The following is a 13,817-nucleotide window of genomic DNA, read 5'->3' on the forward strand; positions in this document are numbered from 1 at the left end:
TCAATTGGATGACGAGGGAGTCGCTCTGGCACTATTTCGGTTGCGTCTAATATGGCGTGCGCGCCTCGCACGTGCATCGGAGTCTCCTGAAGTGTCCTCTTCGAACGTCTCACCATCGATAAACGATGCTAGGGCGGCCACCGTCGGGAATTTGAAGAAATCAAGGGCGGTCAAATTTGTCTTTAAGTGGTGCCGCAGACTGGCAACTGTTTTCATGACCAATAACGAATGCCCACCTAAATCGAAAAAACTGTCATCGGAATTTATTTCATCTACGCCGAGAATTCCCCGCCAAACTTCCGCAACAGTTTGAGCTGTTTGATGATGAGGCTTCACACGTTCCGTGATCGAAGGTCTGGGGGCCATTTTTATCAACCGTTCCCGGTCAAGTTTGCCATGTGGTGTCATCGGTAGTGAGTTAACAAATACGATTTGTGAAGGGATCATGTGATCTGGGAGGCTATCGCGCAGCTCTTCTTTCAAGCCGGCAGAGTCCGTCTCGGCCGCAACAATAAAACCGATCAAGCGGTTGTCTCCCATGCCGTTATCTTGCCCGACAACGGCGGCTTGCAGCACTCCCTGGCAGGCCAATAAGGCGGCTTCGACTTCGCCGAGCTCTATGCGATGGCCCCGCAGTTTGATTTGGTCATCAACGCGGCGGATATAGCGTAATGTTCCGTCGCTGTTCCACGAAACTATATCTCCGGTGCGGTAGAGCCGACCACCGTGGTTGAAGGGATCCATGGAAAACCTCTGCGCTGTCAGTCTCGGATCATTGCAATAACCTCGCGCGACGCCGGAGCCTCCGATGAGCAGCTCTCCAGGGGTTCCCGGAGGAACGAGATTCATTTGGCTGTCCACCACATAACAGCGCGTATTAGCGATCGGCCGGCCTATGGCCACGGCATCGCCAGCATGTAGCATCATCATCGTGCTCCACACCGTGGTCTCAGTTGGGCCGTATAGATTCCATGTATCACCCGGCCTGTTGACAAGGAAATTCGCCAGTTCGGATGGCAAAGCCTCGCCGCCGCTCAAAATTGTCAGACCGGGGGCTGGTCTCCAACCACTATCGAGAAGGAGTCGCCATACAGATGGGGTTGCTTGGATGATCGTAACCTCCGCATCGCTCAGTTCGCGGGCTAACTGTTCAGCATCAGGATTGTGCTTCATCATCACTAGGTGAGCGCCCGTGAGCAGCGGGAGATAAATCTCAAGCCCGGAAATATCGAATGACAGATTGGTCAAGGCGGCGACAACGGAGGAGGAATCGATTTTCAAATTTTGCATCATAGCGTAGACGAAGTTCGTAAGGGATCGATGCTCGATCATGACGCCTTTCGGCCGTCCTGTTGACCCTGAAGTATAGATGACATAGGCGAGATTTTCGGGACGTACCCCGGTTTCCGGAGCTGTATCTGGTTGCTGGTCAAGCGCGGTCCGGTCAGAATCGAGTCGCAGCACAGGCATTGGCTGCGTGGGTGCAAAATCAATGTGACTTTGGGTCAGAAGGATTGATGCTCCCGAGTTTTCGAGCATGTATGACAATCGGCTGTGGGGGTACGACGGATCGAGCGGCAGATAGGCCGCTCCCGCCTTCAAAATACCCAGCACGCTAACGATAAGCTCATCGGAGCGATCTACGCACAACCCGACGATGCTTTCTGGTTTGGCTCCCAGGCTCTGCAGGTGATGCGCAACCTGGTTGGCACGACGGTTTAATTCTGCATATGTCAGTCGCTTGCCTTGATAGACAACGGCGATCGCGTCAGGCTCCTGCAAGGCTCGTGCTGTGAAGAGTTCATGGGCACATTTGTCAGTCGGATAATTTATCTGTGTGTCATTCCATTCAACCAGTAGCAGCTGACGTTCAGCGGGGCTTAGTAAGGTAACTTCGGAGACTGGTTGGTCGGGAATGTCAACGATCCCTTCCAGGAGGGTGAGGAAGTATGTTCTGAGGCGCTCGATTGTCGATCTTTCAAACAGGTCCGCTGCAAATTCAATGCTGCCTGCAAACCCTCCCTCCCGCTCGGTCAGTTGCAGGAACAGGTCAAATTTTGAGGTGCCGTGCGGCCGCTCTACGGGGGTTAACTGTAACCCTGGCAGGTCGAGGATAGCATGCGGTACGTTCTGTAACGCAAACATGACCTGGAACAGCGGATGGCGCGAGAGGTCGCGTTCAATTTGTAATTCTGCGACCAGTTTCTCGAATGGGATATCCTGGTGAGCGTAAGCTGCAAGTGCTGTCTCTTTCACTCGCTCCAGTAATTGAAGGAAGCTGGGATCATCAGAAAGATCCGTGCGAAGCACCAAGGTGTTCACAAAAAGACCCATCAGTCCTTCCACCTGTTGCTGGGTACGGCCGGCAATCGGTGAGCCGACGACAATGTCGAACTGACCGCTCCACCGCGATAGCAGGAGCTGGAACGCCGCAAGCAATACCATGTACGGCGTTGCCCCATGTCTTCGACCCAACTCCAGAAGGCGCGCGCCGAGCTCTTCAGATATGATGACAGGAACACGCTCGCCACGGAAACTGGAAACCACTGGCCGTCGGCGATCGGTCGGTAATGCTAATGCTGCGGGAAGTCCTGCAAGCTGCTGACGCCAATAGGCCAGCTGGTGCTCCAGAACCTCTCCCTGCAACCATTCACGCTGCCACACCGCATAATCGGCATACTGCACAGGCAATGCCGGTAATGGGGATGGCTGGTTCAGCGAAAAGGCTGTGTAAAGAGTACCCAACTCATGGGGAAGAATGCCTCTGATCGACCAGCCATCGCAAATAATGTGATGCATCGTCACGAGTAGGATGTGTTGGTCTGCAGCGATGCGCAACAAGGAAGCTCGCAGCAGCGGTCCCTTCTCAAGATCAAAGGGCTCCAGAGCTTCAGCCCGTACGAGTTCTGATATCAAACCATCCGGCTGCCCGTGGACATCTCTTACATCCAGCCGGAATCTCGATGGCCGATCGATCACTTGTATTGTCTGGCCATCTTCAACGGCAAAACGGGTTCGCAGAACCTCATGCCGGCGGATCAATTCCTCAAAGCTGCGCTCCAGGGTCGCAATACTCAGCGCTCCCAAAAGATCAAATGCCATCGCTTCGTTGTATGCGACGCTGTGGGAATACAATTGGCTGAGGAATAGCAACCGCTCCTGAGAATGTGATAGGCGCTCCGGTTTTCCGCTATCGGACCGTTTTGAAAGATGCAGCAGGATCCCCTGTTTTTCCTGCCTTGCTCTATCAATATTTTTAGCCAACTCCTTCAAAGTGGAGGTGTCTTCAAACAACATCCGTACCGGAAGATCCAAATCAAAATAGTCGCGCACCCGAGCCATGACGCGTGTAGCGAGAAGAGAGTGACCGCCGAGGGCGAAGAAATTGTCTTCAGGATCAACAGTCTCGACAGCCAGAATATGGCGCCAAATCGATATGAGCACCTCCTCAGTCGGAGTGAGGGGGGCTGATGCGGTAGCGATGAGAGTAGACGTTCGTCTATCAGACAGCGCAAGGCGGTCAATTTTCCCTGTCAAGCCACGAGGAAGAGCGTCAATTGCGATAAGCTCAGCTGGTATTAGAAATTCCGGCAATGTCTGTCGAAGACTCGCCTTTAGGAGCACACTATTGATTGAAAGACCATCGGACGCGACTACAAATGCGGTCAATCGTGCATCGCCTGTTGTGGGCTGCTGTAATATAACGGCTGCATCCTTGACTTCAGGATAGGCAAGCAAGGCGGCCTCGATCTCGCCAGGCTCAACTCGATGCCCTCGGACTTTGATTTGATCATCAGCGCGGCCAATGAATTCGATTGAGCCGTCCGGCCGCCAGCATACGATATCTTTTGTTCGAAACAGCCGTGTCCCGTACCCAAAGGGATCAGGGACAAACGCTTCTGCCGTGAGACCCGGTTCATTGATATATCCACGTGCCAAGCCTGCACCGCCTACGTAAAGTTCGCCGCTTGCACCGATTGGCACAGGCTGCATGTTTTTATCCAGCACGTAGACATAATTGTTAGGGAGTGCCCGACCTATCGAGGAGACGTTAATGGCGATATCGAGCTCAACCGTCGCATCTGCCGCCAATTCGGTTGAACCGTATAAATTCACAATCCGGCACCACGGGAGAGCTGCTGACAGATTTGCAAAGAGATCCGGCCTGAGGCGCTCGCCGCTTAATGTCCAATTGACGACATTTGCTAGTTTTTGGCCAACATCACGCACTTCCAACATCGACGCCGCCAAGGAAGGAACGGTGACGATGCGTGTGATGTTGCACCTCCGGATCTCAAGAACAAGTTCCTCCGGGTTTTGCACAATGCTCTTGTGGAAAACCACCAACGGCCTGCCATAGACGAGCGGGACCAAAATCTCAAAAAACGTATCAACAAAACCCAATGCGCCCTTGTGGCAGCATATGTCTTCCTGGCCGTACGGATTAAACTGAGCTTGAGCAAACACCCTGTTTGCGACGCTGCTATGAGCCGCCGCGACGCCTTTCGGCCGTCCTGTTGACCCTGAAGTATAGATGACATAGGCGAGATTTTCGGGACGTACCCCGGTTTCCGGAGCTGTATCTGGTTGCTGGTCAAGCGCGGTCCGGTCAGAATCGAGTCGCAGCACAGGCATTGGCTGCGTGGGTGCAAAATCAATGTGACTTTGGGTCAGAAGGATTGATGCTCCCGAGTTTTCGAGCATGTATGACAATCGGCTGTGGGGGTACGACGGATCGAGCGGCAGATAGGCCGCTCCCGCCTTCAAAATACCCAGCACGCTAACGATAAGCTCATCGGAGCGATCTACGCACAACCCGACGATGCTTTCTGGTTTGGCTCCCAGGCTCTGCAGGTGATGCGCAACCTGGTTGGCACGACGGTTTAATTCTGCATATGTCAGTCGCTTGCCTTGATAGACAACGGCGATCGCGTCAGGCTCCTGCAAGGCTCGTGCTGTGAAGAGTTCATGGGCACATTTGTCAGTCGGATAATTTATCTGTGTGTCATTCCATTCAACCAGTAGCAGCTGACGTTCAGCGGGGCTTAGTAAGGTAACTTCGGAGACTGGTTGGTCGGGAATGTCAACGATCCCTTCCAGGAGGGTGAGGAAGTATGTTCTGAGGCGCTCGATTGTCGATCTTTCAAACAGGTCCGCTGCAAATTCAATGCTGCCTGCAAACCCTCCCTCCCGCTCGGTCAGTTGCAGGAACAGGTCAAATTTTGAGGTGCCGTGCGGCCGCTCTACGGGGGTTAACTGTAACCCTGGCAGGTCGAGGATAGCATGCGGTACGTTCTGTAACGCAAACATGACCTGGAACAGCGGATGGCGCGAGAGGTCGCGTTCAATTTGTAATTCTGCGACCAGTTTCTCGAATGGGATATCCTGGTGAGCGTAAGCTGCAAGTGCTGTCTCTTTCACTCGCTCCAGTAATTGAAGGAAGCTGGGATCATCAGAAAGATCCGTGCGAAGCACCAAGGTGTTCACAAAAAGACCCATCAGTCCTTCCACCTGTTGCTGGGTACGGCCGGCAATCGGTGAGCCGACGACAATGTCGAACTGACCGCTCCACCGCGATAGCAGGAGCTGGAACGCCGCAAGCAATACCATGTACGGCGTTGCCCCATGTCTTCGACCCAACTCCAGAAGGCGCGCGCCGAGCTCTTCAGATATGATGACAGGAACACGCTCGCCACGGAAACTGGAAACCACTGGCCGTCGGCGATCGGTCGGTAATGCTAATGCTGCGGGAAGTCCTGCAAGCTGCTGACGCCAATAGGCCAGCTGGTGCTCCAGAACCTCTCCCTGCAACCATTCACGCTGCCACACCGCATAATCGGCATACTGCACAGGCAATGCCGGTAATGGGGATGGCTGGTTCAGCGAAAAGGCTGTGTAAAGAGTACCCAACTCATGGGGAAGAATGCCTCTGATCGACCAGCCATCGCAAATAATGTGATGCATCGTCACGAGTAGGATGTGTTGGTCTGCAGCGATGCGCAACAAGGAAGCTCGCAGCAGCGGTCCCTTCTCAAGATCAAAGGGCTCCAGAGCTTCAGCCCGTACGAGTTCTGATATCAAACCATCCGGCTGCCCGTGGACATCTCTTACATCCAGCCGGAATCTCGATGGCCGATCGATCACTTGTATTGTCTGGCCATCTTCAACGGCAAAACGGGTTCGCAGAACCTCATGCCGGCGGATCAATTCCTCAAAGCTGCGCTCCAGGGTCGCAATACTCAGCGCTCCCAAAAGATCAAATGCCACGGGGATGTTGTATGCTGCGCCCACGGACTCCATCCGATCGAGGAACGCCAGACCCTCCTGCGCAAACGAAGCCTTCACCGGGCCAAGGCGCGGGAACTGGACCAAGGCAATTTTATCCTCCGTGGAACCAGCCGATGCAGCGCCGATCGCCGCTGCTAAAGCCCTAACTGTCGGCGTCTTCAGGACGGTTCTGAGTGACAAGTTAAAACCCAGCTGACTCCGAATTCGAGCAATCATCTGCATCGCGAGCAATGAGTGTCCGCCTAACTCGAAAAAATTATCGGTAACCTCAACATTCCGTACCTTTAACAATTCGCTCCATATCTGCACTAACAAAGCCTCATCCGCCGAGGGCGATGAAAGGCAATCGTCTCGATTGCCCACGTCCATGTTCTCCAGCGCGAGGCGATCGATCTTACCGTTAGAAAGCAGAGGAAACGCGCTGAGAACAACGCATCTATTCGGTACCATATGATCAGGAAGGCGAGATTGCAGAAAATCCCGAAATGCGGCGCCATCGACCTGCTCGGTGTTCTTTCGAAGAACGACAAAACAGGTCAGTTCTTCGGGGTCTCCGCGGCTTACAATCGTAACGCATCGCGCCGCCGCCGGATGTTTAAGAATAGCGTGCTCGATCTCCTTCAATTCAACGCGATAACCGCGAAGTTTAATTTGGTCGTCGATACGTCCGAGGACTTCGATTCTCCCATCTGCCGTCCATTCCCCGACGTCGCCGGTCAGATAAAGGCGGTGTCCTGTTCTCACCGGATTGGGCACGAACCGTTCGGCTGTCAGTTCCGGCCTGCGCCAGTATCCAACGGCGAGCCTTGTAGTGTCGACAGCAATTTCGCCGCGAAAGGGCGTCGGCATTCTATTGTTGTCAAGAAGCAGGATGTCCAGTCCGGCAACGGTCTGGGCCGTCAGGGCCTGGCCACCGTGCTGTCCGTTGTCGAGCGGAAAACACTCTAGAACCGTGGAGCATTCAGTTTGCGAGTATCCTACCATCATGCGGCACTCAGAACCCGCAAAGTCTCGAAGATCCCGCACGTCCTCCACCGCCACGCGCTCCCCGCCAAGCACAACCCATCGGAGGTTCAAAGGCCTTTCGAATTCCGACATAGCCGCTCGCAGCAACGTGGGAGTGGAATGCCAAATCGTCACCTGGTTCCGGTCAAGCCAAGTGTCGAGCCCGACCAAACCCTGGTTTTTCAAATCCCAAAGGCATAGGCTTGCACCATTGAGAAGTGCCCCGAAGATGACTTTTACAGCAGCGTCCGATGTAATCGCAGGCAAAAGCGCAATTCTGTCGGCAGGCTGTATATCTAACGCATTTGAATAGACGGCAATGTGTTCCAGAATGTTCCCGTCGTTTTGCAACACTCCCTTTGGTATCCCCGTCGAACCGGAGGTATGGAGGATATATGCATAGGAGGTATCGCGTCGTTCGATAAATTGCTGCCGATGAGTTGGAGCTGAGGCTACGTCCACAACCTTTATGTCAGAGGACAATGAGGCCAGAAAACCAACCAGGTCGCCTTTGGTCAGGATGTGCTGACACCCGGATTCCCTGGCAATGGCCTCTATCCTCGGCCTTGGATCGGATGGTGAGATTGGTACGTAAAAATGCCCGGCGCCGAGCACGCCGAGGACAGCGGCAATCATTACAGGTTCAGGATCAAACATGATGCCGATTGGCTGAGGTGACTCCAACCGAAGCTCAGCGATTAGGAAGGCGATATGTTCAGCCTCACCGAGCAGCGTCGCGTACGACCAAACGCTGTTGGGTCCGACCAGTGCAGAAGCTTGAGAATGATCGGTAGCGATCTGACAAAACCGATCTATTATCGATGTTGCGGCTGCTATCGGCGAGTCGATCGGTGCATCTGATGCCCAAGCTTTGGTCTTACGCAATTCAAACAAATGCAGCTGGTTAATCGGAGCATCGGGTGACTGTGACGCGCTGGAAAGGAAGTCAGCGATCCGTAACAGGAGGTGAGACGCCCTGTCTTGGCTAAAAGCGTGGTCTGGATAAGAAAAAAGAAGCTCGTGATGTTCGTCAGATCTTACCCGCCAGGCTAAGCCAATTTCGTCCTTCCGAGGACAAGAGGAGTCATGCGGCTGCTCTACTGAAGCATAGAGGACAAGACGTATACCTGTGCCAGTCGAATGGATAGCCTCTGCGGTTTCCGTTGTTGCCGGAGGGGAACTCATTCCCGATATTGAAGCGCCGCGCCCAGCCGGCTCCAACAAGCTTCGGAGACTATAGTCATTTGACCAAGAACTGTTGACGGCAACGGACTCGGCTCTTGCAATCTCCTCCTCACTATATTCAATGGACGCAATGAAATCATCGCGTTCAAACCATCGGCCTAGAACGTACTGGAACGCCACAAACAGGATAGTTCCTTTACAAACCTGCATCGAAGATGCGACGTCATGCAGCTGTTGTGTGCGTTGCTTATCCAGTGTGAAACATGTTACGTGGTTGTTTATGAAACGTTTAACACTATCCTCGCCTTTACTTGCATTTATCAAACTCGAAAAATTGACGTTGTAGCTTTTTCCGGCATCCTCGTCGCTTGTGAAGTGCATATGGACCTCTCTACTCGGTTGGATGAAACCGGCATACTTAATGGTGCCGAAAGTCAGTGCTGTGAGCCGCTTAGGCGCGCTCCTGCCTGTTAGTTGATGGAGACATGCGGCTCTCGCTGATGAAGCGATTTTGCCATTCCAGATTCGTTGCATCTGATTGAATAGCGGGCATAGGCACTTCAATGGGATTTAACGGCTGGGAAGACACCCCGAACCAGTTCGCTATACCTGCGATGATGTCCGTAGGGCGATCTTGCAAATCTTCATAATTCACTGTAAATGGCGTAATTCCGTTACGCTCAAACCATTTCCACCAGGCGGATGTTTGGGTCATTACCTCCTGGAGGCAATCGCGAATAAGATCGTGGCTATAGAAGAGGGGTACTTTGCGAGCCACCTCAAAGGATACCCATGAATTGGTCTGAAGGGCCTTCGCCATTGATACAGCCTGCGCTATTTTATCAAGCCTATTTACATAGAGATACCTAGCACTCCGGTGTTGTCCCATCCACCATTCTGACTGTTGGACCATCGCTTCAAAGTGATGGAAATGGCATTTTATCCCGAACGTGCCATTAGGGGCGGTGCGTCGTTTGATCAATTCGCGGAGATAAGACTCAGCATCCACGGCCCCAAGGCGTGCCATCAGCACGATCATGTGCTTTTCAAAATTAAAGTACTCAAACGGTGCACCAAATCGACCATCGGCCCATAGCAACGAACTGAGATATGTGCTGCCACATCGATAGGATGACGCGACAACGAGTACGCGTTCGATGGTCTGCAGTGGTAAATCAAATCGCAAGCTGCTGTAACCTTGCATTGCACACCTTTACAATCGTCTGATTTAGGCAACTGGCAACAATCTTGCAGGGTGGCTTTGGATCGCGTTCCCGCACAGCCAAACGCGACCTCAATTAGCTCAACCGATACGCGCTCATTGAGCATACAGTCTATGCCCGCCATAGCAATGCAGCAAATCGCAGGTTTGTATTTTTTTTGTGATGTGGCGAAAAAGCGCCCTCATCGGTTGCGCGCGCGAAAAACTTGAAATATGGTCTTGCCATTGAACCAACGCTACCTATGGTCGTTATTGGCTGAAAGGCTACGGAGCGCTATCGTGGTGACATTTGTGGGGAGATCCACCGATCGCTATGATGAGAATTGGTTGGCCACCAATTGGGTTGACCGATATGCCTCCCCGAAATTGCGATTGTTCTGCATCGCTCACGCGGGCGGGACCCATACTGTTTTCGAACGGTGGCCGGGTTATTTCGCCCCCTCTGTGCAAATCTGTGCAGTTAAGCTTCCAGCGCGGGGTTCGCGCTTGCTCGAGCCGCCAACTCATAAAATGGAGGAAATCTGTGCTCCTCTAGCCGAAGTGGTTTCACAGCTGTCCGATGTCCCCTTCGCATTCTTTGGTGAATGTTCTGGTGCGCTAATAGCGCTGGCAACGATCCAGTACCTGGAAAGAAATCACAGAATCACGCCGGCCTGCTTATTTCCCGCCAGTATACCTGACCCTTGCTCGGCTTTCGGTGGAAAATTCCATCAAATGAACCACGCAGATTTTGTGTCGAAGATCGTGGCGGACGGGCTAATAGAACCAGCTATACTAGCCGAAGAAGAGTTTATCGACTTTTTTTCGAGTCAAATACGCGCGGACTTTCATTTGGTCGAAGGCCATGACTTTTCGAATAGTCCAGTTGTTAGCTGCCCAATTGTTACTTTCTCTAGCGCGCGAGATAGACTTAGTGATGCATCATTCTATGAGAAATGGAGAAAGAGAACGAGCAGTTCATGGTCTCACCTGAAGACCGGCCTCTCCATAGTGTCCGAAGACGGCGAAGATGTTGTGAAAGGCCAGATTGCTGCCATCTTAGAGCAGACTCTAACGACCTGAGCTTCTTTCGCCCCACAATGCTTGGAATTGACGCGTGTTTTCCACGGTACTTTAGTAGAATCTCATTTTTGTAGAGGCAAGCTTCTTATAAAGCGTTCTATCGCCTTTGTTGTGACGAGATAACCATGTCAAGAACGGGCAAAATGATACTCGGTTTGTTTATGGCCCAAGCAGGACATCACGAGGCTGCATGGCGCTATAGCACGGCGCATACGGATACCGGTATAAACATAGATCGCTACATTTCATATGCTGAATGCGCAGAGAGCGCCGCATTTCATTTTCTTTTTGTTGCGGATACCGCTGGCGTGCGCGAAACCCAAATCGATTCGCTATCTGCCGTTGGTCGAACCGACGTTCTTGAACCGCTCACAACACTTGCTGCTCTTTCAATGAGAACGGAACATATAGGACTCGTTGCAACTGCCTCGACTACGTTTAACGATCCTTACCATCTCGCGAGAAAGTTCGCATCAATAGATCATATCAGCCGAGGAAGGGCAGGTTGGAATATAGTTACCTCCTCGAACCCAAACGAGGCACACAACTTTGGCCATTCGGCTCTTCCAGACCATGACAATCGGTATCATAAGGCGGACGAGTTTTTGGAGATTGCTAAGAAACTCTGGGATTCGTGGCAAGATGATGCCTTTGTTCGAGATAAGGAAAGGGGTGTATATTTCGAGAAAGATAGGCTGCATATCGCAAATCATGAGGGGCGGTATTACAAGGTTCGAGGGCCTCTCAATGCTGCGCGATGTCCTCAGGGATATCCAGTTCTTGCTCAAGCGGGAAGTTCTGAAGTCGGTATGGAGTTTGCGGCTCGACATGGCGAGCTTATCTTTAGCGCACAGCAAACCGTCGAGGGAGCCAAAAGTTTCTATCGATCTTTGAAGGCTGCTGCTTGCAAGGCAGGGCGCGGTCCCGACTCAATTGTGGTACTACCAGGTTTGGTACCGATAGTCGGAAAGACAATGTCTGATGCCCGAATGATGCTAAATAGCCTGCAGGATTATGTACAACACGCTCCCGCAATAGACAATGCAAATAGATTATTGGGGCACGCGGTAGACTTGTCCCGATTCCGCTTGGACGATCTTGTTCCCCAGGAACTACCGGTTACGAATTTGATGCAAAGCCGCCAGAAGCTGATCCTCGCTCATGCTTGCCGGCACGGACTGACCATTGGACAACTTATAAGTCTTCTCTCGATAGGAAGAGGCCACTATGTTTGCATAGGATCACCAGAGGATATTGTGGATGAAATGCAGGAATTCTACACAGAGTTTGCCGCCGACGGGTTTATCATCATGCCACCGATTTTTCCCGATGGATTGCAAAGGTTCGCCGATTTGGTTGTCCCAGTGCTGCAGCGAAGAGGGTTATTTCGTCAACGCTACGAAGGCGCAACGCTACGCGAAAATCTCCATCTGAAGCGCCCCCCGAATCAGTACTTGTGATTTTGTGGGGAGTACCATTCAGGGATCGGCCGATAGCCCTAAATCGCAAGAACGCACTTTTTGCGGGGCATGACGCAGGAGCCGAGAACTGGGCGGCCATCGCATCGCTCATCGAGACCTGTAAGCTCAATTCGGTCGATCCGTTGGCCTACTTGACCAGCACACTCGCCGCCATCGTGAATGGTCACAGGCAGAGCCGGATCCATGAGTTGTTGCCGTGGGCATTCAAAAGGACCGTCAAGCCAGCCACTTGACGGGTTCAGCTCCACCGGCATACTCGCAGTCGTGATACAGAAGCTGGACGTGCTAAATGATCGAAGACGACGAACCAAATCTGGTGACTTCTGGCAAAAGTAAGAGGATCGTCGTTGATGGCTATCCGTTTTCCATCGACATATTTCGACTGGAAACCGATACGACGTGGACGCTTGAGGTGGTCGACCACAACAACACAAGTCATGTCTGGGACGAGCAATTCCGCTCCGACGCAGAGGCGCGGGACGTGGCGGTGAAAGCCATTGAGACAGAGGGTGCCCCTGCGTTCATGCGCGGGAACAACGTCATTCCTTTCCGTCAAGCTTAAATCGACGTGCTCTCAAAACGGCGCTTACGTCAAAGCTGCCAGAGCTGGTGGAGCTCGTGATGGCAAAGCCGCTGGTGTCGGCCGGGATGGTGGCCAAGACGCTCGACGTCACGCCGCAGGCGGCGCGGCGGATCGTTTTGGAACTCGGCCTCAGAGAGATGACGGGCAGGGGGAGGTTTCGGGCATGGGGTGTAGTTTAGGTGGTGATTTTCGCCAGCGCTTTCGGTCGCTCTGCTGGTTCTCAGCTTGAGGTTAACCAGTGCCGCAAAGTCACCGCCGTATTGGGGCGCTCGTCCCAGACGATCCATTCCTCTTTCTCGCGGCCTCGAATCTTCCCCCAAACGATACGCTGGTAGAGGCCAAGATACTCAGAAGATGCCCAACTCATGTCAGTCGGGCTGTCTGCTGACGGAAATAAAGCGATTGGGCTCATTCCCTTCGATCCGTCCGCAACACCGAGTTCCCACGGCACCCACTTGCTATCTTTGCTTTTTTTGCTTGTGAGCAGGACGAAGCGCTTCGTCTGTCTAATCCGCGTTTTCAGCAGCGCGGCAGTTTCCGCCGTCGTATACGGTGGCATTTCTGGGTCTTTCTCGTCGGTGTAAACGAGTGCTCCATGGTTCTCCAACACGATCGTTGCTCCAACCACTAAATCCTCGTCCTTGCTAGAGTGCGAGAGAAATGTGGAACCATTTAACGAGCGAGACGAGGCGTTTTTTCGGATGACTTGCTGTTCAGTCGATGTCTTTTTGGCTGCAAACGAACGGAGCTCCGCTCTGGTAACAAATTCAGGCAACTGTACACCCTCTAAAAGTATTCATTTCTGCTGACGCGAGATGATTTTCTCAACTATTGCCAGCAGCGCCTCATTCGTTTTCGTTTCATCGCTCAAGGCGACGAGTTCATCATCAGTCGGCCGTGTGGCGTCCGCCCCGGTGAAGGGCAAATCGCTGCTGTTGGTTTCCACGCAGAACTGAGCCGGTTAGGCGCATAATTTCCATTGAGAATTGAG

At 52.7% G+C, this 13,817-nt stretch carries 7 protein-coding genes and 2 pseudogenes; 5 read left to right on the top strand and 4 right to left on the bottom strand.

Going from position 1 to position 13,817, the window contains the following annotated elements; translation table 11 throughout:
- The gene (locus tag CFBP4996_RS25410) at positions 1-8,859 is read right to left on the bottom strand and encodes a non-ribosomal peptide synthetase (RefSeq protein ID WP_279511361.1); all 8,859 of its coding nucleotides are present in this window, start codon (positions 8,857-8,859) and stop codon (positions 1-3) included.
- Between the two features lie 70 nt (positions 8,860-8,929).
- The gene (locus CFBP4996_RS25415) at positions 8,930-9,682 is read right to left on the bottom strand and encodes a Stf0 family sulfotransferase (protein ID WP_080853326.1); all 753 of its coding nucleotides are present in this window, start codon (positions 9,680-9,682) and stop codon (positions 8,930-8,932) included.
- Between the two features lie 297 nt (positions 9,683-9,979).
- Here CFBP4996_RS25415 and CFBP4996_RS25420 point away from each other — a divergent pair, with 297 nt between their 5' ends.
- The 5 genes and pseudogenes from CFBP4996_RS25420 to CFBP4996_RS25440 all read left to right on the top strand — a co-directional run.
- Positions 9,980-10,762 (top strand): thioesterase II family protein, encoded by a 783-nt coding sequence (locus tag CFBP4996_RS25420; RefSeq protein ID WP_162936006.1) that lies wholly within the window; start codon positions 9,980-9,982, stop codon positions 10,760-10,762.
- A gap of 125 nt (positions 10,763-10,887) precedes the next feature.
- Positions 10,888-12,222: an LLM class flavin-dependent oxidoreductase gene (locus tag CFBP4996_RS25425; RefSeq protein ID WP_080853324.1), complete on the top strand. Its 1,335-nt coding sequence runs from the start codon at positions 10,888-10,890 to the stop codon at positions 12,220-12,222.
- A gap of 26 nt (positions 12,223-12,248) precedes the next feature.
- Positions 12,249-12,476 (top strand): annotated as a pseudogene (locus tag CFBP4996_RS25430) (transposase domain-containing protein); the annotation flags it as partial.
- A 56-nt stretch (positions 12,477-12,532) separates the two neighbouring features.
- Complete coding sequence (locus CFBP4996_RS25435; RefSeq protein ID WP_080853323.1) at positions 12,533-12,805, top strand: hypothetical protein; 273 nt, start codon at positions 12,533-12,535, stop codon at positions 12,803-12,805.
- Positions 12,806-12,831: 26 nt separating this feature from the next.
- A pseudogene (locus tag CFBP4996_RS25440) lies at positions 12,832-13,005 on the top strand (helix-turn-helix domain-containing protein); the annotation flags it as partial.
- A gap of 41 nt (positions 13,006-13,046) precedes the next feature.
- On the opposite strand, the gene CFBP4996_RS25445 reads toward CFBP4996_RS25440, so the two are convergent.
- Both CFBP4996_RS25445 and CFBP4996_RS25450 read right to left on the bottom strand, forming a co-directional pair.
- Positions 13,047-13,601, bottom strand: a complete 555-nt coding sequence (locus CFBP4996_RS25445; protein ID WP_080853322.1) for a toll/interleukin-1 receptor domain-containing protein — start codon at positions 13,599-13,601, stop codon at positions 13,047-13,049.
- Positions 13,602-13,622: 21 nt separating this feature from the next.
- Positions 13,623-13,772 (bottom strand): hypothetical protein, encoded by a 150-nt coding sequence (locus CFBP4996_RS25450; RefSeq protein WP_162936005.1) that lies wholly within the window; start codon positions 13,770-13,772, stop codon positions 13,623-13,625.
- Positions 13,773-13,817 lie beyond the last annotated feature (45 nt).

It is taken from the genome of Agrobacterium leguminum, from assembly GCF_005144435.2.
Taxonomy (GTDB): Bacteria; Pseudomonadota; Alphaproteobacteria; order Rhizobiales; family Rhizobiaceae; genus Agrobacterium; species Agrobacterium leguminum.

Bases quoted from the DNA above. Each gene is read 5' to 3' on its own strand.
- CFBP4996_RS25410 (WP_279511361.1), bottom strand. From the start codon at position 8,859: ATGCACTTCACAAGCGACGAGGATGCCGGAAAAAGCTACAACGTCAAT.
- CFBP4996_RS25415 (WP_080853326.1), bottom strand. From the start codon at position 9,682: ATGCAAGGTTACAGCAGCTTGCGATTTGATTTACCACTGCAGACCATC.
- CFBP4996_RS25425 (WP_080853324.1), top strand. From the start codon at position 10,888: ATGTCAAGAACGGGCAAAATGATACTCGGTTTGTTTATGGCCCAAGCA.
- CFBP4996_RS25435 (WP_080853323.1), top strand. From the start codon at position 12,533: ATGATCGAAGACGACGAACCAAATCTGGTGACTTCTGGCAAAAGTAAG.